This window comes from Polaromonas sp. P1_G2, assembly GCF_056405515.1.
The window spans coordinates 11,628-33,523 of record NZ_JBFUBY010000047.1 but is presented as its reverse complement, the minus strand read 5'-3'; the positions used below and the strand labels follow the sequence as shown (position 1 = coordinate 33,523).

Genomic DNA, 21,896 nt, shown 5'->3' with positions numbered 1-21,896 from the left:
GGGCATAGACCGCGCGATACGCCTGGTCGAGCAGTTGCTGGTGCTGGCCCGCGAGGAAGCCGGCGCCGCCGCGGGTGCGGCCGGGCCCGTGGACCTGCAGGAAGTCGTCAAGCTCGCGGTGGCCGACGTGCTGCCGCATGCCCTGCACAAACAGATAGACCTGGGCCTGGTGGCGGGCAACCCACCAGCGCAGCCGCTGCGGGTCACGGGCCAGGCCGATGCCCTGCGCGTGCTGCTGCGCAACCTGCTGGACAACGCCGTCAAGTACACACCGGCCGGCGGCCGGGTCGACGTCTCGCTGGCCCTGGCGGACGGCCACCCCGAACTCGCGGTGGAAGACAGCGGTCCCGGCATCCCGACCGAAGACCGCGAACGTGTGTACGACCGCTTCGTCCGCGCCGGTGCCGAAGGGGGCCGGGCCGATGAAGCGCCGCAAACCGGCAGCGGCCTGGGCCTGGCCATCGTCAAAGCCATCGCCGGACGGCATGGCGCGACGCTGCGGCTAGGCAGCTCGGAACGCCTGGGTGGGCTCAAGGTAGATGTGCAGTTTCCGGCCGAGCCCGCTTCAAGCGCCCCTTAAGCCCCGTCTAAGACACGGTCTCCATAGTTAGGTCATCGGCATAAAGAGTGCCGCAACCCAACCAAGGAAGCTCGCCATGTCATCCACCGCATTGAAGAACACCCGGCTTGTTGCTGCATTGCTGGCCGCGGGCGCCATTGGCGGCGCCGGCGTCGGCGCCATCAACATCCTGCATTCCGCCGCCACCGCCGCCACGCCACCCGCCGTCTCCGCGCCCGCCCCGGTGACCGGCGCGGCCTCCGTCCCCATGGCCCTGCCCGACTTTTCGCAGATCACTGAACGCTACGGCCCGGCCGTGGTCAACATCAGCGTGACCGGCACCACCAAGGTCCGCAATGAAATCGCCCAGGGTGACGGCGACGACGATGACTCGCCTTTTTCGGGTGACCCCTTCTTTGAGTTCTTCAAGCGCTTCCAGCAGGGCCAGGGCCGCCCCGGCGCCCGCGGCAACGCCCCGCAGCAGGAAGTCCCCACGCGCGGCCAGGGCTCGGGCTTCATCGTCAGCGCCGACGGCATCATCCTGACCAACGCCCACGTGGTGCGCGACGCCAAGGAGGTCACCGTCAAGCTGACCGACCGCCGCGAATACCGCGCCAAGGTGCTGGGCGCCGACCCCAAGACCGACGTCGCCGTGCTGCGCATCGAGGCCAAAAACCTGCCCGTGGTCACCCTGGGCAAGATCAGCGAACTCAAGGTCGGCGAATGGGTGCTGGCCATCGGCTCGCCCTTTGGTTTTGAGAACACCGTCACCGCCGGCGTCGTGAGCGCCAAAGGCCGCTCGCTGCCCGACGACAGCGCCGTGCCCTTCATCCAGACCGACGTCGCCGTCAATCCCGGCAACTCGGGCGGGCCGCTGTTCAACACACGCGGCGAGGTGGTCGGCATCAACTCGCAGATCTACACCCGCAGCGGCGGCTACCAGGGCGTGTCCTTCGCGATCCCCATCGACGTGGCGGCCCGGATCAAGAACCAGATCGTGGCCACCGGCAAGGTCGAGCACGCGCGCCTGGGCGTGGCGGTGCAGGAAGTCAACCAGTCCTTCGCCGACTCCTTCAAACTCGACAAACCCGAAGGCGCGCTGGTCGCCAATGTCGAAAAAGGCGGCCCCGCCGAGAAGGCCGGCCTGCAGACCGGCGACGTGATCCGCAGCGTCAACGGCCAGCCCATCGTCTCGTCCGGCGACCTGCCCGCCATCATCAGCCTCGCGGCCCCCGGCGACAGCCTCAAGCTCGACATCTGGCGCCAGGGTTCGTCCAAAGAGATCACCGCCAAGCTCGGCAGCGCCGACGAAAAGACCGGCCAGGTCGTGGCCAAGAAGGACAGCCCCAACCACGGCAAGCTGGGCCTGGCCCTGCGCCCGCTGCAGCCCGATGAAAAGAAGGAAGCCGGCGTCGACAACGGCCTGGTCGTCGAACAGGCCAGCGGCCCCTCGGCTCTGGCCGGCGTGCAGCCCGGCGACGTGCTGCTGTCCATCAACGGCGTGCCCGTGAAGAACATCGAGCAGGTGCGCGCCAAGTCGGGTCCATGTGACATCGGCTGCGACATTTCCCGGCTGCAAGGACTCCGTTAGCGTATTCAGCACAGCCTCAAGCCCGTGCTGCCGCGCAAGTTCTATCGTCTCTTCGCCCGAAACATCAAACATGCGCCGCCCGGCGGGGACAGGCCCATGTCGGAGGGACAGCAGGATCAGCCCGCCAGACGCCAGCAGCGACGCCAGCCGGGGCATGCCGGCGCGGCGTTCCACCTCGTCAAGGTGCATCCACACCGCGCTCAGCATGACGACGTCAAAGCGCTGCCCGCGCGACAGCACACGCTCCAATCCGGGCAGGGTATCGTCCAGCCATTCGATCAAAGGCGAGGGGTGAAGGCGCATGGCCGCCGTCAGAAACTCCGCGGTCGGCTCCACGGCCAAAACGCTGTGCCCCTGTTCGGCGAACCAGGCCGCATCGACGCCGGTGCCCGCGCCTATGTCCAGGACGCGGCTGGGGGCCGTCGGCAAAAGATGCAGTTCGGCCTCGTGGCGTTTGACAAAGGGAATGGCCTCGTACTGGGGAATCAGCGCCTCGGCCTGCTCGGCGTAGCCCTGGGTGCTCGGGGGTTTGACGACCCGCTGCTGGTCAGGCATCGCCACCACCGTCTCCACCGTGGCCGTCAGCACCTGAAACATCTCCTCCCTCGACATGTCCCGCCCCCCAGGCGCCCCCACCCGCCACCGACCCTGAGGCGATGGAAAGGAACAGCCAGCCTATCAATGCGCCACCGGTTGCGCAGGCGAGGACCAGCGCGAGCGATGCACTGGCGGACCATTCCCCAAAATGGGGCCCGCTGATCAGGACGCCGGCGAAGAGTCCCAGCGCGACCCCGCCAAACAAGCCGTACCCCCGATACCTTCGTGCTGTGGATTGTCCCGCAGGCTCATGAGTTTTTTCCATGCTCATAGGTCTCCAAATTTGAATCGGCCTTTGGCAACAGTCAAGTTCCACTGGAGCGGCGGAACGTCTTGGAGTTTGGCTTGGCCGGACAGTTATGCAACAAGCTTCTCCTCCTCACGCACCGGCTCCCCTTCACCGGCCACCGGATCACGGTAGTGGTACCAGGCTTCATGGGGCGAGTAGACGCCGCACGCCAAGCACGCGGTGCTCGGCCACTTGACCCCGCAACCGGGACAGACAGCCCTGGTCCAGAACGTGTTCCAGACGGTACCGCAAGAGGGTACACAAAACCACCGGTCTTCGGCGCGGGGGCGCCATTCGCACTTGGGGCAGTAGATTTCGACTTTTTCCATTTTTCTTCTCTTATTTCAAGCTAGGTGCGGGCTTCAAACGCCTCGACCAATGCATAGAGATTCCTCAACTGCTCAGGCAACTCGGGCTCACCCTCAAGAACAGCTATCCTGTGCTTCACCAGGTAGAACTCGGCCTCGGTCTTTATTTTTCCTCGCGTCATGACTTTCTCCAGGCGCGCCGTCTCGAGTTGCAGGAATTCGGGGTACTCTGCCATCATCGCGTCGTGCAGCGCTTTTGAAACCGCCCCGCGCCACTGAATATCAACCTCGACGATAAGGCCGGGCATTTCCCTCAAACCCTGCTCCAAACCGGTGACGATCTGCGAGCTTGTCTGCTTGGGGTCGCGTGAACGAACCTCGGCAACAAAGGCTGGAACCCCGGCAGCGACCTGACACAGCTCCCAAGCCTTTTCATCCGGAATGCCGACAATTGTTTGCGCGAATCGCGCATATGCCGCAAAGAGTTTTTCTGATTTTGTTGCCAAGTTAGTTCCTTGCACTAAAGCCTATTGTTGGAAGTCATAGGCACCCGTCGGGACGTTCTTTAAACCCGCTTGTAGGGAAGCTGCATTTTCATCCAACACCACGCCCAACCCACTTTGTCGCGCAGACGCCGCGTTTACCCCTCAAATCCCCGTATTTCCCAAAGCCCCGCCGTAAAACCGCATTCGCCTCGCTATATTCCCTGCATGGCAACGACGACAACCTCCAGCAGCAGCCGAAACCAGGGCAGCCTGCCCAGCCGCCTGCTGCGGCGCGCTCGCGAAGAGCGACTTCCGCAGTCGGCGGGTGGGCTGACTTTCACGATGGTGATGTCCATGGTGCCGCTGCTGGCGCTGAGTTTTGCGCTGTTCGCGCGCATCCCCGCCCTGCATGCGGCCGGGGACGCGATCCGGGAGCACCTGCTGCGCGGCCTGCTGCCGGACGGCATCGCGCGGACGGTGCTCAAACACCTCGCGCAGTTCGCGGGTAATGCCGGCGGGCTGACGCAGGTCGGCTTTGCATTGCTGCTGGTGTCGGCGCTGGCGCTGCTTATGAGTGTGGAGGGCACGCTGAACCGGATATGGCAGGTCAAAAAACCACGGCCGCTGCTGCGCCGGCTGGGCCTGTACATCGGCATGCTGCTGACCGGCCCGGTGCTGATAGGCGCCAGCCTGTGGGCCGCGTCCTATCTGGCAGCGGCCTCCAGCGGCTTGCCGGTGGCGCGGCCCGGCTGGCTGCCACACGCGCTGAACATCGGGCCCATGGCCTTGAGCGCCGCCGGCTTTGCCTGCCTGTTCCGTTTTGTGCCGCACACCGTGGTGCGCTGGCGCGATGCGATCGCGGGCGGCCTGCTGGCCGGCGTCGCGTTTGAACTGGGCAAACAGGGCTTTGCGATCTACCTGGCCAACGTGCCGACCTACCGCACGATTTACGGGGCCTTCGCGCCACTGCTGGCCTTCCTGCTGTGGGTCTACTACTCGTGGCTGGTCACGCTGGCCGCGGCACTGGTAAGCGCCAGCCTGCCGCGCGGCGGGTCGCAGCCTTCGCGGCGGCTTTCGCGCGCCTGAGTTTTGCGCGTAGGTTTCACACCACAGCGGGCTTTTTCAGCTGCGCCCAGGCTTTACCATCAGGGCATGAAAACAACTTATATCTTCGGCGCCATCCTGGCCTGCAGCGTGATCGGAACATTGGTCGGGGCCCGCGGGGCCAAGACCGGATTTCTGGTGTTAACCGCCCTGCTTTCCCTCTACGGCTTGTTTCGGCTGCTCGGTTAGGCATCCGCGGCCGCCCAGCCAGCGCTGGCCTGCATCAAAACCGCGGCRAACCCCGCTCGCGACCAGGCCGGTGACGGCCAGCATGGCCGCGGTGTGAACACCAACCGCCGCGAGCGCGAGCGCCAGCGGCCCCGCGCCCTCCATCCCCGCCAGCGAGGCTTCTCCCGCGCACAGCGGAACCAGCGCCGGCACCAGCATCAGGCCCGCGCCATGCGCGCTGGCCATCATGAAAGACCCGAGTGCCAGCCCAGCCTTGCCGGCGGGTGCGCGTGCCGCCCCGGGGGTGCGGCGCGACAGGTGAAGCGCGGCGCAGGCGGCCAGCAGGCCGCCCGCGAGCACTTGCAGCGCGAAGCGGTCCATGGCCAGCCCCCACACCACCGCAGCGGCCACCAGCGCGACCGAAGCGGTGTGCCCGGCCGCGATCGGCAGCAGGGCCCGCAGCGCCTGCGCGCGGTCGCGCGAGCGCAGGCCCCAGGCGGCGGCCCAGGCCCAGCCATTGGCGGGGTTCAGCCCGTGAAGGGCGCCGACGCCCGCCACCGCCAGCCAGGGCCAAAGGTTTGACATGATGCTTGCGCCTGCCTGGGGCCGCTCAGGCTTTGTCGCTGCAGCATGCATGGGCCTCAGGCGCGGGGGTGAAGACGGCCTGGGTCTCGTAGCGGTCATGGTGGCGCATCCACTCCATCTTGTAGAAGGTGTCGCGCTCGTCGCGGCCCTTGGGGGCGAGGTCCAGCATGGGGTAGGTGCCGATCATGACTTCCACACCGCGCCCATAGGTCGAGTAGGTGTGAAAAATCCGGCCTTCGCTGTCCTTGTAAAACAGGCTGATGCCGGGCGCTTCTTCGGCCGGGAATTCCACCATGCCGTAGTTGTAGTTGACGGTGCCGTTGACACGATCCTCCGGTTTGAAGCTCACGTGGAAGTCGTAGTTGAAGTCGCTGCCGTTGGACGACACCCATTTGAACTTCCAGCCCATGCGACTGTGAAAGCGCGCTATCTCGGGCAGCGTCGCGCGCGACACCGCCACGAAGCTGATGTCGCGGTGCTCCAGGTGGATCTTCATGCCGTCGGTATGGTCGGCCATGAAGGAGCAGCTCGGGCAGCCCTGCTCCCAGCCGGGGCCGAACATGAAGTGCTGCACCATCAACTGGCGCCGGCCTTCAAACAAATCGGCCAGCGAGCGTTTGCCTTCGGGCGTGTCGAAGACATAGTTTTTCTCGACATGGACCCAGGGCAAGGCGCGGCGCTCGCTGGCGATGCGGTCGCGCAGGCGTGTGWGTTCCTTCTCCTGCGCCAGCAGCGTCTTGCGCTCGGCCAGCCAGGTGTCCCTGGAGACGACGGCGTGGTTCAGGGTGGGTGTTTCGGTGGTGGGGCTGTTCATGCTGTTCTCCTGGATAGGTGGGTTGAATGAGTGGGTTGGGATGGGTGGCGGGAAGGTTTGCGCTCAGGCGCTGGCGACTTGTTCACGCTGCATGGCCGCCTGCACGGCGGGCCGGCCGGCAATGCGCGCCTGGAAGGCCAGCAGATGGGGAAAGGCCGACAGGTCCAGCTTGACGAATTCCGCCCAGCGCGTGACCACAAACAGGTAGGCGTCGGCCACCGTGAAACGCTCACCCAGCAGGAAGGGCGCGCGGCCCAGCGCGGCGTCCAGCAGCCCGTAGTGTTTGTGCAGATGGGCCATGCGCGCGCCGCGCACTTCATCACTGCAAGCCGGGTTGAACAGCGGCATGTACGCCTGATGCARTTCTGAGTTGATGTAGCCCAGCATTTCCTGCAGGCGGTAGCGCGCCATGCTGCCGCTGGCGGGCGCCAGCTGCGCATCGGGTTTCAGGTCGGCCAGGTATTGCACGACGGCCGGGCCTTCGGTCAGCACGCTGCCGTCGTCCAGCCGGAGGGCGGGCACCAGGCCCTTGGGGTTGATGGCGAGATAGTCTTCACCGTGCTCGGTGCGCTTGGCGACCACGTCAACCTTCACGAGTTCAAAGGGCAGGCCGAGCTCGGTGGCCACGATGTGCGGCGACAGCGAGCAGGCGGAGGGGGAGTAGTACAGCTTCATGGTTTTTTCTCCTTGGCTGGGTAAGCCGTTTTCAGGGTTGGTTTGCGTTGCGTCGGTCAAAGCGCTGCCCGACCCGTGCTGGAAACAGGTGCGCTCGGTATCGGTCCAGGGACCGAAGGGGGTTGCCAGCGCGGCGGCCTATGCCTTGCGCGCTGTGTTCACTGCGGCCTAGGCGGGCTATGCTCTCTTGGGCCGCCGCACGGCGCGGACTTTTCCGCTCTTGCCGCCGCCCGCGTAAAACAGGTCGGCGCCGTCGGACTCCAGCCCGCTGACGCCCGCGCCTGGCGGCATCTGGAGCCGCTCCATCACGGCGCCGCTCTGGGGGTCGATGCGGCGGATCTCGCTCTCGTCGCCCTCCCAGGTGCCGTGCCAGAGTTCGCCGTCCACCCAGGTTACGCCGGTGACAAAGCGGTTCGATTCAATCGTGCGCTGGATGGCGCCCGTTTTCGGGTCGACCTGGTGGATACGGCGGTCGCGGTACTGGCCGACCCACAGGCTGCCTTCGGCCCAGGTCAGGCCCGAGTCGCTGCCGCTGCCGGGCGCCGGGATGGTCGCCACCACCTTGCCGGTGGCCGGGTCTATCTTGTCGATGCGCGACTCGGCGATCTGGTAGAGGTGTTTGCCGTCGAAGGCGGTGCCGGCGTCGCCCGCGCAGTCCAGCGTGCGCGTCTGCTCGCCGCTGGCGGGGTCGAAGGCGATCAGTTTCGCGCCCGCGGCAGCCCAGACACGCTGGCCGTCATGGGTGACGCCGGCGATGTCATCCACGCCGGGGAAGCCGTATTCGCGCACGATCTCGGCGGGGCGGGCCTTGGGCTCGGGGGTTTGCTTGAGGGTCTTGCCTGTCATCGCTGCTCCTTGTCGCGCCGTGAATCAGCGCCATGGAAGTAACTCTATCCAATCGGCAGCGAAGCGGGGAGTAACAAGATCGTCGTGAATCCGGCCAGCGGCGGTGCCAGCCAGCGCTGCGCCCGCGCCCGGCCCAGGGAGCGCACCCGACCCTCCTCCTCCAGCTCGGCCAGTGCGCGCTGCACCGTGCGCTGGCTGTCCCCCAGCGCCAGCGCCAGCGCCGAGGTGGACCAGGCCGCGCCGTCGGACAGCAGCGCCAGCAGCGAAGCCTGGTCACCGTCCAGCGGTGGCGCCAGCACGACGACGTCGCGCCCGCCCAGCGGCTTCACGATAAAACCCCGACCGGTCGCCTCAATGGCCGCGAGCGGCTTGACGATCGCGCGCAGCCGGCCTATCTCGACCCGGAGGCGCGCCCTGTGGGTTTCATCCGGGTGCCGGGTGCGGAACACGCGCGCGATCAAGGCCTCGCGCTCGGCATCGCCGGGCCAGGCCTCGGCCAGCGCGCGGGCCAGCGCGAACAGCACGGGCCGGCGCGCCAGCGGCCGCCATTGCTCGCCGGCGCCCAGCCCGTGCCGGCAGGCATCGACCACCAGCGCGTCCGAGGCCAGCAGCGCCGACACCTCGTCAAGCCGCAGCGCCTGCTCGCCGCCCAACGTGAGCCGCCGCGCCGCGGGCCTGTCGAGCGCGGCCCGCGCCTCCGCCACCTCGGCCTGCAGGGCAGGCACCTGCGCACGTTCGGCCGCCGCCTGCGCGCGTGCCAGCGCCATGCGCGCCTCGCCGACGTGGAGTGAACGCAAGGACAGCTCGGCCGCGGTCAGCTCGGCTACCGCCCTCAGCGAAGGCCGCAGGCCGCGCGCGTCCAGCTTCGCCAGCGCGGCCCTGGCCTCGTCGAGCCGGCCCAGCAGCAAATACCGCCGCGCCGTGATCAGCCAGGCCTGCAGCGCATTGGCATGGTCGGCATGCGCCTCCAGCGTGGCCGAGGCCGCCGCCAGCGCGCGCGGCGAGCCGGCAAAGTCACGCATGGCCAGCGCCACCTCGGCCTCGGCCACCACGCAACGCGCGCGCGAAAGTTCTTCGTGTGCACCGAAACCCCGGGCCGCGCGCCGCAGCAGTTCACGCGCACGCGGGTGCTCACCCAGCTGGGCCATGGCAATGCCGCGCAAGGCCAGCGCCGGCGGGTCGTCGCGCAGGGCCACCCGCTTGAGGGCGCCCAGCGCGTCACCCGCGGCCAGCGCGCGCGAGGAAGCGCTGATCAGGGAATCCATGGGCGTAGCCTACACCGCCCGCCGGTCGCGTTGATCTGGATCAAGGGCCGCACGCCCCGCCCTCCGTAAACTTTTCGCATCGGACAGCGCCCCGAGGTGGAGCGCGCCGCCATGCCCCCAAAAAAAGGAAAAACCCGTGCGCAGCAATCTCCCGGTGACCGATGTCGAATACGCCATGCAGGACGGCAAGCCCATCGTCTCCAAGACCGACCTGAAAGGCAGGATCACCTACGTCAATCCCTACTTCGTCGAGGTCAGCGGCTACGCCGAGGAGGAGTTGCTGGGCGCGCCGCACAACCTGGTGCGCCACCCGGACATGCCGCCCGAAGCCTTCGCCGACCTGTGGGACACGCTCAAGGACGGCATCCCGTGGACCGGCATGGTCAAGAACCGGCGCAAGAACGGCGACCACTACTGGGTCAACGCCAACGTCACGCCGGTCATGGAGAACGGCCGGGCCACCGGCTATATGTCAGTGCGCAACAAGCCCAGCCGGGCGCAGGTCGAGGCGGCGGACCAGCTCTACCGCCGCATCATGGCCGGGCAGGCGGACGGCATCGCCCTGCGGCAAGGCCGGGCGATGCGCACCGGCCTGGCCGGCGCCTTTGCCGCGCTGAAAAATGTATCGATACGCGCGCGCATGGGCACCGCGCTGCTGGCGATGGTTGCGCTGTATACCGGCATGGGCTGGGCCGGCATCACGGCATCGGACGGCGCCGCGGCCGGCTGGTTTGCCGGCGCCGCCGCCCTGGGCGTGGCCGGCGCGCTGTGGACGGCTTATTCGCTGCACACCGGCATCGTGCTGCCGCTGCGCGCCGCCACCCGGGCCGCGCGTACCATCGCCGGCGGCGACCTGTCGGGCAAGCTGGAAACGCAGCGCGGCGACGACGTGGGCCAGTTGCTGCGCGCCCTGCAGCAGATGAACGTGAACCTGGTCGCCATCATCGGCGACGTGCGCGCCAACGTGGCGTCCATGGGTATCGCAACCAGCGAGATCGCCGCGGGCAACATGGATTTGTCGAGCCGCACCGAAACCCATGCCTCGAGCCTGGAGGAAACCGCCGCCAGCATGGAGCAGTTCTCCGCGACGGTGAAACAGAATGCCGACAGCGCGCTGGAAGCCAACCGGCTGGTGGTGTCGGCTTCCGAGGTGGCGGCCAGGGGCGGCGATGCGGTCGCCCGTGTGGGCGCAACCATGGACGACATCCACGATTCGGCGAACCGGATCGCGGGCATCATCGGCGTGATCGACGGCATCGCCTTCCAGACCAACCTCCTGGCATTGAACGCGGCGGTGGAAGCCGCGCGCGCCGGGGAACAGGGCAAGGGCTTCGCGGTGGTCGCCTCGGAAGTGCGCAGCCTCGCGCAGCGTTCGGCCGGCGCGGCCAGGGAAATCAAGTCACTGATAGGCGATTCGGTCAAAAAGGTGGAACTGGGCAACTGCCTGGTCAGCGAGGCGCGCCAGACCATGACGGAAATCATGCAGTCGGTGCAGGGCGTGACCACCATCATGGGCGAAATCACCGCCGCCAGCCGCGAGCAGAGCAGCGGCATAGACCAGGTCAACCAGGCGGTCTCGCACATGGACAAGGCCACGCAGCAGAACGCGGCCCTGGTGGAGCAGGCCGCCGCGGCCGCGGCCAGCCTGGACGAGCAGTCAGTGCAGCTGTCGCGCGCGGTCTCGGTGTTCCAGCTGAGCCGGGACGCCGCGCGCACCGCCAGGCCGGCCCTGGCCGCGTGAGGCCCCGGCAGCCCTGTTTTTAATCTGCGCAAATCTGTGTCATCTGCGGATGATTTCTTTCTCCACAGATTTCGCAGATTTACGCAGATAAAGAAACCATGATGTGAGGTCCTGTGTTCAGCAGGACGTTCACAGAACCTAGCTGCAACTGCTCCCCGCCTGGGACTTGCTGCCATCCACGAGCACCACGCCTTTGTCCAGGAGGGGTTTGACCTTTGCCATGAAGAGCGCCAAATCTTGTGGCGTGTCGCTCCCCGGCATCGACACCTCGATAAGCCGGCCCTGGGGAAGCTGCCACTCCTCCACCTTGAACACGCCGACGGTGACGCGCTTCATGCGATTCTTGCATCCCATCGATGTCGCACGCATGGCCTCAGGGAAATCGAGTACCTTCTTCTTCGTTTCACGCTCACAGGACACCGAATAGGCCCGGCCGGGTTGAAGCGTCTGGAGCACTGATATGTCGGTCTCCACCTTGACGTTCGTATCCTTGCCCAGCGCGCAGGCAGCCTTCGTGTCAAAGCCGCTGTCAAAGGCTTGCGGACTGCGGTATTTCAGCGTCAGTTCGACCTTGCCGTCGGACCGGGTCCGCCGCCTGCCGATCGCCGGCGGGTTTGCGGGCACCGGAGGTGCAAGCACCGTGAAGTACTCGACCTCATACTCCGTGACTTTGCGGCTGCCCTCCAGGCCCATCAGCGTCACCGCCTCATCCGCGGAAGCCGGCCCGCCGCTGCTCCAGCGCAACGCGAATTCCGCGCCGCCGGCCCAGGAGAGCACAGGCACCAGCAAGCACACCATGCAAGCGCCGCGCACAAAGGGTAAACAGGCGCCGGCAAAAGTTCGATATTTTTTCATCACTCACTCCATAGGTTGGAGACAATCCAAACACAGCGCTCGCGGCCCCTAGCCGCGCGGCTCGACACGGATTCCCGGTGCGTAGCAGACGCCCAGCACACCGGCTACCAGCTCGGACGACGCCTTCTGGAGGTGGTTGATGGCAATGTCCGCTGTGACGTACGCCTGCAAATTGCCCAGCGCTTGGCCTGCGCTTGCCCAGATCGGAGCGAAATCCTCCGTGAGCTTCTGCAGCCGGACACGCTGCTGCGCATTGCTGACCGCGGCTATCTTGAGCTCGGCGTTTCCAACTGTCAGCGCACTCGTCAATGTCCTGATGTCATTGAGGTTGCGCCCGAAATCGAAAACGGCCTCCTGGGACATTTCTGCGGYGGCAACCTTTCCGGCATTCCTGGCGAGGCTGTCGAGCAGTATTGGCAATTGCTGCGCTGCCGCGACGCGCGCAGTCGACTGGCGGCCCTTGCGTTCATTCGCCGCCACCTCCTGGGCCTGGCTGACCAGGACCAGTGACTCGCGAATCACATCGTGCAGGCCGTTCTGCACCGTCGGCAGGACATGGGGCTTCTCAAGAAGAATTTTCGCCGAATACCCCATACCGCCCACGAGAGGCGCAAGACGGTCGAGAGACGGCGGGAGATTGCCACCCATCAGTGTTCGCAGCGCGTCCATGTGCTGCTGGAGTTTCGGAAAGGCTTCAGCGTCGCCGGCCCGCGCGGATGCGAGCACCGGCCGCATTCCGCTGGCCTGGTCAAACACCTGGCAGGCAAGCTGTGCCTCAGGGCTCGTCTGCCTGATCTGGCCGTGAGCCGGTGCGGCGAGAAATGCGCATGCCGCCATCCCGGCGGCCACCCAGCGCCCTGCAATTTGTGAACGTGTCCGCATCGAGGCCTCCCCTGTTGTCCCTGTCGTATTTGTGGCCACTATAGCCGCGACCAAAACAATCCCCTGCGCTGGCGTGCTTTCCAGGGCCGGCGCGCCGGCCGGCACCCAAGCCCCGGCTTGGGGGCATTTTTCCCGGTCGCCGCTGCATTTTGTTACATACAAATCAGCTACGCTCTGGCTTCCCGAAGGAGAAGGAAACCGTGAGCCAAACAATGAAAAAAGCCGCCCTGGCACTGATCGCGGCGGTATCGCTGCATGCCCATGCCCTGCAAATCATCAGCCTTTCGCCCCAGGGCGAGATCGCGCGGGTGCGGCAGGTGGTCGCCAAGTTTGATGAGGGGGCCGTCAATTTCGGCGACCCGAAAGCGCCCGCACCGCTGTCGCTGAGTTGCAGCGACGCGCAGGCCACCAAGGGCTCGGGCCGCTGGATCAGCGAGCGCGAATGGGCCTTCGAGTTCGAGAACGACCTGCCGCCGGGCGTGAGCTGCTCGCTGAACGTGGTCGGCACCTTCAAGTCGCCCAAAAGCCAGCCCGTGGCCGGCCCGGCTTCCTACAAATTCAACACCGGCGGCCCGTTTGTGCAGAACCTGCGCCCCGGCACCTATGAGCGCATCGACGAAGAGCAGTATTTCCTGCTGCAGCTCAACGGCCCGGCCACGCTGCAAAGCATCCGCGACAACGTCTGGTGCGCGGCCGAAGGCCTGGGCGAGCGTGTGCCCGTCAAGCTGATCGACGGCAAGGAGCGCGAGGAGCTGCTCAAGTCGCAGGGCCAGGACAAGGCCGCGGCCAGGGAACCGCTGCGCTATGTCACGCTGGCCTGCAACCGCCGCCTGACGCCGGCCACCAAGGTGCAGCTGGTCTACGGCAAGGGCGTGAGCACCCCCAGCGGCGTGCCCAATTCGGTCGAAAAACGCTACAACTTCCAGGTGCGCGAGCCCTTCTCGGCTTCCTTCACCTGCGAGCGCGAGAACGCCCAGTCGGCCTGCCTGCCGATGCGGCCCATGACCTTGAACTTCAACGCCCCGGTGCCGCGCAAGCTGGCCGAAGGCATCCGCCTCAAGGGCGACAAGGACACGCTGAAGCCCTCTTTCGAGGACGGCAACAGCGACGGCGACAACGTGGTCACCAACCTGACCTTCAAGCCCATCTTTCCGGAACAGGCCCAGTTCTCGCTGGAACTGCCCAGCAACTTCAAGGACGCTTCGGGCCGCACGCTGCGCAATGCCGACAGCTTTCCGCTGAAGGTGGCCACGGGCGCGATGCCGCCGCTGGCAAAATTCGCCGCATCTCCCTTCGGCATCGTCGAACGTTTTGCCGAACCCAACACCAAGCCCGGTGACCCGGCCCTGCTGCCGGTGACGCTGCGCAATGTGGAAGCGGCCCTGCAGGTCAAGGGACTGGCGCCGGGCGCCCCGGCCGGCAAGGTCAGCGACCTGCAGCCGCGCACCGACGCCGACATCATTGCCTGGTTCCGCAAGGTGCAGCGCTACGACGAGTACGAAGTGCCGCGCAAAGCGGCCGCCGCCGACGTCAAGGGCCCGCTGCCCAAGGCGCTCGATTCGCAGGGCAAGGACTATGTGCAGTCGCGCATGCTGTCGCTGCTGGGCGGCCAGGCCGGCGTGAAGACGCTGGACCTGCCCAAGCCCGTGGGCGGCGACCCGCGCCCCTTTGAGGTCGTCGGCATCCCGCTGGCGCCCGGTTTCCACGTGGTGGAGATCGCCTCGCAGAAACTCGGCTCCTCGCTGCTGGACGAACGCCACGGCGCAAGCCGGACCATGTATGTGCGCACCTCGGCCCTGGTGACCAACCTGGGCGTGCATTTCAAGCTGGGCCGCGAGAACTCGCTGGCCTGGGTCACCACACTCGACAAGGGCATGCCGGTGGCGGGCGCCACGGTGCGCGTGTCGGGTTGCAACGGCACCGAAGTCGCCAAGGCCGTGACCAACGCGCAGGGCATCGCGAATTTCGCCGGCCTCTCGTCCGACCCGCCGCACTGCGCGGGCAGTGACTCCCGCGACGCCTACTTTGTCAGCGCCCGCAGCACGGTTGCCGGCGTCGAAGACCTGGCCTTTACCTGGAGCGACTGGCACAAGGGCATAGAGCCCTGGCGCTTCAACGTGCCCACCAGCCGCAGCGCCATGCCCGACGAGCGCGCGCACACGATATTCGACCGCACCTTGCTGCGCGCCGGCGAAACGGTGTCGAGGCCACCGGCGGCCTGAGCGCCGAGAACACCTTCGCCATCCCGCCGGCCGCCAAGCTCGGCGTCTATGAAGTGCAGCTCAAGGCCCCGAACGACAGCGGCAACGGCCGCGGCAACCGTGCCCGCAGCTTCACCAGCGGTCAGTTCCGTGTCGAGGAATTCCGCCTGCCGGTGCTCGAAGGGCGCATCAACCCGTCCGAGAAAAAAGCCCTCATCAACGTGAAGTCCGTGCCGACCGACGTGCAGATCAACTACGTCTCGGGCGGCGGCGCCGTCAACCTGCCGGTGCGCGTGTCGGCGCTGGTGCGCGCCAAATCGCTGAGCTACAGCGATTACGAAGAATTCAACTTCATGCCGCCGCGCATCAACCGCGACCAGGCCGCCAGGTCGGACGACGAAGAAGCCACCTCCTCGCAGGACCAGCGCGTGATCGCCGACAAGCTGCCGCTGACGCTGGACCGCAACGGCGCGGGCAAGCTCACCATCAACGACATCCCCACGCACCGACAGCCGCAAGAGCTGCTGATGGAAGCCACCTACGCCGACCCCAACGGCGAGGTGCAGACGATACGCAGCGTCTCCACCGTCTGGCCGGCCGCCGTGGTAGCGGGCATCAAGACCGAAGGCTGGGTTTCCTCCAGCCAGAAGATCAAGTTCCAGGCGCTGGCGCTGGACCTGGCGGGCAAGGTCGCCCCGGACGTATCGCTTGAGGTGAGGGCCGTGGCGCGCATCACCACCACCAGCCGCAAGCGCATGGTGGGCGGCTTCTACACCTACGACAACAAGACCGAGACCAAAGACCTCGGCAGCGTCTGCAGCGGCAAGAGCGATTCGCGCGGCCTGCTGCTGTGCGAAACCAAGCTCGGCGAGCCGGGCGAGGTCGAACTGATCGTGACCGCGAAAGACAAGGACGGCAACACCATACAGGCGGCCAGCAATGTCTACGTCACGCGCCAGGGCGAGCTCTGGTTCGGCGGCGAAGACCATGACCGCATGGACGTGCTGCCCGAAAAGAAAAGCTACCAGCCCGGCGAGATGGCCAAGTTCCAGGTGCGCATGCCCTTCCGCTTCGCCACGGCGCTCGTCGCGATCGAGCGCGAAGGCGTCATCGAGACCCAGGTGGTGCAGCTCAACGGCCAGGACCCTACCGTCAACCTGCAGATCAAGGATGGCTGGGGCCCGAATGTGTACGTCAGCGTGCTGGCCCTGCGCGGCCGCCTGCGCGAAGTGCCCTGGTACAGCTTTTTCACCTGGGGCTACAAGGCGCCGCGTGAATGGTGGACCTCCTTCTGGTACGAAGGCCGCGAATACGTGGCGCCCACCGCGCTGGTGGACTTGAGCAAGCCGGCCTTCCGCCTGGGCGTGGCCGAAATCCGCGTGGGCACCAAGGCCCACCAGCTCGATGTGAGCGTGAAGGCCGACAAGGAAAGCTACGCCGTGCGCGGCCAGGCCAAGATCACCATCACGGCCAAGCTGCCCAACGGCCAACCCGCCGCCAACGCCGAAGTGGCGCTGGCCGCGGTGGACCAGGCGCTGCTGGAGCTGATGCCCAACGACAGCTGGGATCTGCTGGGCGCGATGCTGCAGCGCCGCTCCTGGGGCGTGGAGACCTCGACCGCGCAGATGGAAATCATCGGCCGCAGGCACTACGGGCGCAAAGCCGTGGCGGCCGGCGGCGGCGGCGGGCGCAGCAACACGCGCGAACTGCTCGACACCCTGCTGCTGTGGAACCCGAACGTGGTGCTGGACGCCAAGGGCCAGGCCGTGGTGACGGTGCCGCTCAATGACGCGCTGACCACCTTCAAGATCGTCGCGGTGGCCGACGCCGGCACCGGCCTGTTCGGCACCGGCCAGACCTCCATCCGCGCCACGCAAGACCTGCAGATCATCAGCGGCCTGCCGCCGCTGGTGCGCGAGGACGACCAGTTCCGCGCGCAGCTGACCCTGCGCAACACCACCAAGGCGGCGATGAAGGTCGAAGTGAGCCCGCGCGCCACCCTGCTCGACTTGAAACCGCAGACCGTGGACATTCCCGCCGGTGAAGCGCGCGAAGTGGCCTGGATGGTCACCGCGCCCGCGCAGCTGGCGTTCACGCGCGCCGAAGCCATCCTGTGGGAGATCGAGGCGAAAGACACGATCACCGGCGCGCGCGACGGCCTCAAGGCGCGCCAGCGCATCATCCCGGCCGTGCCGCTGACGGTGCAGCAGGCCACGCTGGTACAGGTCGACGGCAGCTTCACGCTGGACGTGAACCCGCCGGCCGACGCCCTGCCCGGCCGCGGCGGCCTGAAGATGTCGCTGCAGCCCAAGCTGGCCGAAGGCATGGACGGCGTGCGTGATTATTTCGCGATGTACCCCTTCATCTGCCTGGAGCAAAAGACCAGCAAGTCGGTAGGCCTGCGCGACGCCAAGCTGTGGCAGACCGTGCTGGCGCAGCTGCCCAGCTACCTCGACAGCGACGGCCTTGCCAACTACTTCCCGCCGCGCGACGGCGAAGCGAGTCGCGGCAGCGATGCGCTGACGGCCTACCTGCTGGCCGCCACGCATGAGGCCTCGGGCATCAACCCGGCCTTCGCCCTGCCCGACGACGCGCGCGCCCCCATGGAGCGCGGCCTGATCGCCTTTGTGGAAGGCCGCATCCAGCGCGAGTTCTGGAGCCCGCGCAAGGACCTGGACGTGCGCAAGCTGGCCGCGCTGGAGGCGCTGTCGCGCTACGGCAAGGCCCAGGGCCGCATGCTGGGCAGCATCACCATCGCGCCCAACCAGTGGCCCACCCACGCGGTGATCGACTGGCTCAACATCCTCAAGCGCGTGGCCGACGTGCCGCAGCGCGAGCAGCGCATCGCCGAAGCCAACCAGGTGCTGCGTTCGCGCCTGTCCTTCCAGGGCACCAAGCTGGTCTTCAGCACCGAGAAGGACGACTACTGGTGGTGGCTGATGACCAACGGCGACGTCAACACCGCGCGCCTGATGCTGGCCGTGATGGACGACCCGGCCTGGAAGGACGACATGGGCCGACTGGCCAACGGCTTTATCGCGCGCCAACAAAAAGGCGCCTGGCACACCACCACGGCCAACCTCTGGGGCGGCCTGGCACTCGACAAGTTCTCGGCCAGGTTTGAAGCCACGCCGGTAGCCGGCGTGACCAAGGCGACGCTGGCAGCCGCCGCGGCCAGCGTGGACTGGGCCAAGGTCGACCGCGTCAAGCCCACCCACGCGGCCGGCGCGCCCAACCAGACCACCTTCTTCGGTGCACCCGCCTCGCCAGGCAACCTGCGCAACAACAGCATGTTCCTGCCCTGGGGCACGGCGCCCAAGGACACGCTGACGGTGACGCACCAGGGGCCAGGCAAGCCCTGGCTCACGCTGCAGTCGATCGCGGCCGTGCAGCTGAAGGCGCCTTTCAACGCCGGCTACCAGATCAAGAAGACCATCACGCCCGTGGAGCAGGCCGTCAAAGGCATCTACACGCGCGGCGACGTGATCCGCATCTCGCTGGAAGTCAACGCCAGCGCCGACATGACCTGGGTGGTGATCAGTGACCCGGTGCCCGGCGGCGCGACCATCCTGGGCGGTGGCCTGGGCCGCGATTCCGAAATCGCGACCGGTGGCGAGAAGAAGACCGGCGCGGGCTGGCCTGCGTTTGAAGAGCGCAGCTTCGAAGCCTTCCGCAGCTACTACGAATACCTGCCCAAGGGCGTGGTAAAGATGGAATACACGGTGCGCCTGAACAATGTCGGCGACTTCGCCTTGCCGCCGAGCCGCGTGGAAGCCATGTATGCGCCCGAGATGTTTGGCGAGGCGCCGAATGCGCGGGTGAAGGTGGAGGCGGCGAAGTGAAGCTTGCCTTCTATGCGGTTCACGCCTTCATGCTGCTGGGCGCCAACCTGGCTTTGGCGCAGTTCAGCACGCCCGCCGAGGGTGAATATGTGATCAGCGACGGGGCGTGGGGAACGCTGCAGGTTCAGCCCCGCGGGAAGTTCAGGATAGAAACCATAGGCGCCAACGGCCACATCTGTGAACTGGATGGCGTGATCACCAACGGCAAATCAAAGCTGGAAAAATCCGCGTGCCAGGTCAGTTTCAAAGCCGACGGCCAGAACGTCAACGTCGCGACCAATGAGTCCGACGCATGCAGGGATTTTTGCGGCATGCGGGCCTGGTTTGAAGGGCTTTACCGCAAGCCTCCGCCGCTTTGCGTGAGCAAGAGCATCCGGGCTTCCCGGAAAAAATTCAAGGAAGAATACGTCGCCAAGAACTACAGTGCCGCCCTGGCCACGATCGAACCGGTTGCCACGCAGTGCAAACAGTTCCTCTTCTGGACCGAATCGGGATGGATATTGAACGACCTCGCCCTGACGCAGTTCAAACTGGGTGACCGCGCCGGCTGCATCCGGACCTTGCAGGGTCTGGCCCCGGATGCCGCGCTGTCCGATGAGGAAATCAAAGGAAACTACCCGCCGACCGATGCCGACATGTACCTGCCGGTGGTGCGGGCCACCCGGACCAACCTGAAACTTTGCACCAAGCGATGAATCGCAAGCCGACGCGTGTCTTCGCCAGCCTGGCACTGATCTTGTTTCTAACAGGTGGCGTGAGTTCGGCCGCCCATGCCGTCGCCACCTTTGACGAAGTCAAGCGCGACTTTAAGCCCTCCGACACCGTCGTGCTGGACCGCAACGGCGAAGTCCTCCAGCGCCTGCGCACCGACAGCGCCGTGCGGCGCGGCCAGTGGGTGGCGCTGCCCGATGTGTCGCCGGCCCTGCGCACGGCGCTGGTGCTCAGCGAGGACAAGCGTTTTTACGAGCACAGCGGTGTCGACTGGCGCGCGGTCTCCAGCGCGGCCTGGGGCAATTTGTGGAACACCAAGACGCGCGGCGCCTCCACCATCAGCATGCAGCTGGCCGGGCTGATGGACGAAGACTGGCGTGCCGGCGCGGGCGGGCGCAGCCTCACACAGAAAGTCGGGCAGACGGTGTCGGCCCGGATCCTGGAGGCGCGCTGGCGCAAGGACCAGATCCTGGAGGCCTACCTGAACCTCGTGCCTTTTCGCGGCGAGATGGTGGGCATAGACGCGCTGAGCCGCACGCTGTTCGGCAAAGCCGCGCACGGGCTGGATGAGCGTGAGGCGGCGATCGCGGCCGCGTTGGTGCGCGCGCCCAATGCCAAGGCCGTGCAGGTCTCGCAGCGGGCTTGCGGCGTCTTGAAGATCATGCAGGCGCCGGCGAAAGTGGATTGCGAGGGGCTGGATCTGTTTGCCGCGGCCGCGTTGCAGCGAAAAGCCTTTGATGCGAGTGAAGGGGTGGCGCCGCACCTGGCGCGCAGGCTGCTGGCGCTTCGCGCGGCCTCAGCCCAAACCGCTCCCAAAGGGACGGGAGGCAACAGCCTTGAACGCGGCGAATCCGCCTTGCTCCCACTCCCCCCGGCAGAGGGCGGGGTTGAGGGCGCCCCGAATTCCAGGAGCCAGACTGTCCGCTCCACCCTGCGCGCCCCGCTGCAACGCTTTGCCGTGCAAACCCTGACCCAGCAGCTGCGCGAACTGCGCGGCCGCCACGTCGAGGACGGTGCCATCGTGGTGCTGGACAACGCCACCGGCGAGGTGCTGGCCTGGGTCGGTTCCTCAGGTGAACTGAGCGACGCGGCCGAGGTCGACGGCGTGACGGCCTTGCGCCAGCCGGGCTCCACGCTCAAGCCATTTTTGTACGCGCAGGCGATGGCCGAGCGGCGCATCACCGCGGCCTCGCTGCTGGAGGACTCGTCCTCGCAGATCCAGACGGCCGGCGGCCTCTACATCCCGCAGAACTACGACCGGCAGTTCAAGGGCCTGGTGTCGGCGCGCACCGCGCTGGGCGCCTCGCTCAACGTGCCGGCCGTGCGCACCCTGGTCATGGTCTCGCCAGACGCCTTCCAGAAGCAGCTCAAGGCCGTAGGCCTGCCGCTCAAGGAATCGGGCGACTACTACGGCTACAGCCTGGCGCTGGGCAGCAGCGAGGTCTCGCTGCTGGCATTGACCAACGCCTACCGCACGCTGGCCAACGGCGGGCGCTACAGCGCGCCCTCGCTCGCGAAGAACCCCAAGCCGGTGTTCAGGCCGGCACTGGACCCACGCGCCGCCTTTATCGCGACCGACATCATCGCCGACCCGCTGGCGCGCGCGCGCACCTTCGGCACCGACAGCATCCTGGCCACGCGCTTCTGGACGGCCGTCAAAACCGGCACCAGCAAGGACATGCGTGACAACTGGGCCATGGGTTTCTCGCAGCGCTACACCGTGGGCGTGTGGGTGGGCAACGCCAGCGGCGCGCCCATGTGGGACGTGAGCGGCACCAGCGGCGCGGCGCCCATCTGGGCGGCGCTCATGAATTACCTGCATAAAACCGAGCGCAGCCGCGCGCCGGCACCGCCCGCCGGCCTGGTGCAAAGCCGCACGCAGTTCAGCCCCCAGGGCGGCACGCCGCTGGAGGCGGCGCGCAGCGAGTGGTTTATCCAGGGCACCGAGCAAGCGGTGTTCGCCTCGAATTCGGCGGCCGGCGATGCCCGCCCCAGCAAAGCCTCAAGGTCCGCCAAAAAAGCCGCGACCGAGCCCGACGCCCCGCCGCGCATCACCGCGCCGGCCTCGGGCACCATCATCGCGCTGGACCCGGACATCCCGCCCAAACACCAGCGCATCAGCTTCAGCGCCGAAGGCCGCGGCACACGCTGGCTGATGGACGGCAAGGAGTTCGCGCGCGGGCCGCAGGCCCAGTGGCTGCCCTGGCCGGGCCGGCATGTGGTGCAACTGGTCGATGCCGGCGGCAAGGTCGCCGACGAGATCAAGTTCGAAGTGCGCGGCGCTGGTGTGCGCGAAGCCAGCGCGCGCGGCGGCACAGCTGCGGCACGCTGACCTTCACCCCCTATCCGGCACCATCGACATCATCGAGACCACCGCG

The 21,896-nt window shown here is 66.8% G+C and carries 14 protein-coding genes and 2 pseudogenes; 7 read left to right on the top strand and 9 right to left on the bottom strand.

Annotated features, from left to right (window positions below; all coding sequences use genetic code 11):
• Together AC1D0P_RS07325 and AC1D0P_RS07320 are read left to right on the top strand one after the other, a co-directional pair.
• Positions 1 to 580: sensor histidine kinase (locus AC1D0P_RS07325; protein WP_477676116.1), on the top strand; the 580-nt coding region annotated here is incomplete at its 5' end.
• A 76-nt stretch (positions 581 to 656) separates the two neighbouring features.
• Positions 657 to 2,150: a DegQ family serine endoprotease gene (locus AC1D0P_RS07320; protein ID WP_477676115.1), complete on the top strand. Its 1,494-nt coding sequence runs from the start codon at positions 657 to 659 to the stop codon at positions 2,148 to 2,150.
• A 105-nt stretch (positions 2,151 to 2,255) separates the two neighbouring features.
• On the opposite strand, the pseudogene AC1D0P_RS07315 reads toward AC1D0P_RS07320, so the two are convergent.
• Positions 2,256 to 2,705, bottom strand: a pseudogene (locus AC1D0P_RS07315) (class I SAM-dependent methyltransferase); the annotation flags it as partial.
• A gap of 680 nt (positions 2,706 to 3,385) precedes the next feature.
• Complete coding sequence (locus AC1D0P_RS07310; RefSeq protein WP_477676114.1) at positions 3,386 to 3,850, bottom strand: hypothetical protein; 465 nt, start codon at positions 3,848 to 3,850, stop codon at positions 3,386 to 3,388.
• A gap of 204 nt (positions 3,851 to 4,054) precedes the next feature.
• Here AC1D0P_RS07310 and AC1D0P_RS07305 point away from each other — a divergent pair, with 204 nt between their 5' ends.
• A complete protein-coding gene (locus AC1D0P_RS07305; protein WP_477676113.1) occupies positions 4,055 to 4,915 on the top strand; it encodes a YhjD/YihY/BrkB family envelope integrity protein in 861 nt (286 codons plus the stop codon).
• A gap of 159 nt (positions 4,916 to 5,074) precedes the next feature.
• On the opposite strand, the gene AC1D0P_RS07300 is transcribed toward AC1D0P_RS07305, so the two are convergent.
• The 5 genes from AC1D0P_RS07300 to AC1D0P_RS07280 all read right to left on the bottom strand — a co-directional run bounded on the left by AC1D0P_RS07300 (position 5,075) and on the right by AC1D0P_RS07280 (position 9,286).
• Positions 5,075 to 5,686: a hypothetical protein gene (locus tag AC1D0P_RS07300; RefSeq protein WP_477676112.1), complete on the bottom strand. Its 612-nt coding sequence runs from the start codon at positions 5,684 to 5,686 to the stop codon at positions 5,075 to 5,077.
• Between the two features lie 25 nt (positions 5,687 to 5,711).
• Entirely contained in the window at positions 5,712 to 6,500 is a 789-nt protein-coding gene (locus AC1D0P_RS07295) for a DUF899 domain-containing protein (RefSeq protein WP_477676111.1), read from the bottom strand.
• A 63-nt stretch (positions 6,501 to 6,563) separates the two neighbouring features.
• Positions 6,564 to 7,175: a glutathione transferase GstA gene (gstA, locus tag AC1D0P_RS07290; protein WP_477676110.1), complete on the bottom strand. Its 612-nt coding sequence runs from the start codon at positions 7,173 to 7,175 to the stop codon at positions 6,564 to 6,566.
• Between the two features lie 177 nt (positions 7,176 to 7,352).
• A complete protein-coding gene (locus AC1D0P_RS07285) occupies positions 7,353 to 8,021 on the bottom strand; it encodes a Vgb family protein (protein WP_477676109.1) in 669 nt (222 codons plus the stop codon).
• Between the two features lie 44 nt (positions 8,022 to 8,065).
• Entirely contained in the window at positions 8,066 to 9,286 is a 1,221-nt protein-coding gene (locus AC1D0P_RS07280) for a helix-turn-helix domain-containing protein (RefSeq protein WP_477676108.1), read from the bottom strand.
• Between the two features lie 136 nt (positions 9,287 to 9,422).
• On the opposite strand from AC1D0P_RS07280, the gene AC1D0P_RS07275 reads away from it, so the two are divergent.
• On the top strand, positions 9,423 to 11,027 hold the full coding sequence (locus AC1D0P_RS07275) for a methyl-accepting chemotaxis protein (protein ID WP_477676107.1): 1,605 nt from the start codon (positions 9,423 to 9,425) through the stop codon (positions 11,025 to 11,027).
• 138 nt (positions 11,028 to 11,165) lie between these two features.
• Here AC1D0P_RS07275 and AC1D0P_RS07270 read toward each other — a convergent pair whose 3' ends face one another.
• Together AC1D0P_RS07270 and AC1D0P_RS07265 are read right to left on the bottom strand one after the other, a co-directional pair.
• Entirely contained in the window at positions 11,166 to 11,882 is a 717-nt protein-coding gene (locus AC1D0P_RS07270) for a hypothetical protein (RefSeq protein WP_477676106.1), read from the bottom strand.
• Positions 11,883 to 11,930: 48 nt separating this feature from the next.
• Positions 11,931 to 12,764: a hypothetical protein gene (locus tag AC1D0P_RS07265; protein ID WP_477676105.1), complete on the bottom strand. Its 834-nt coding sequence runs from the start codon at positions 12,762 to 12,764 to the stop codon at positions 11,931 to 11,933.
• Positions 12,765 to 12,976: 212 nt separating this feature from the next.
• Between AC1D0P_RS07265 and AC1D0P_RS07260 the strand changes: the two are divergent.
• The 3 genes and pseudogenes from AC1D0P_RS07260 to AC1D0P_RS07250 all read left to right on the top strand — a co-directional run bounded on the left by AC1D0P_RS07260 (position 12,977) and on the right by AC1D0P_RS07250 (position 21,850).
• Positions 12,977 to 18,807 (top strand): annotated as a pseudogene (locus AC1D0P_RS07260) (alpha-2-macroglobulin family protein).
• Positions 18,804 to 19,502: a hypothetical protein gene (locus tag AC1D0P_RS07255; protein ID WP_477676104.1), complete on the top strand. Its 699-nt coding sequence runs from the start codon at positions 18,804 to 18,806 to the stop codon at positions 19,500 to 19,502. Before AC1D0P_RS07260 ends, AC1D0P_RS07255 begins: the two are co-directional and overlap by 4 nt.
• Complete coding sequence (locus AC1D0P_RS07250) at positions 19,499 to 21,850, top strand: transglycosylase domain-containing protein (protein ID WP_477676103.1); 2,352 nt, start codon at positions 19,499 to 19,501, stop codon at positions 21,848 to 21,850. The genes AC1D0P_RS07255 and AC1D0P_RS07250 overlap by 4 nt, the downstream gene beginning before the upstream one ends.
• Positions 21,851 to 21,896: the final 46 nt, after the last annotated feature.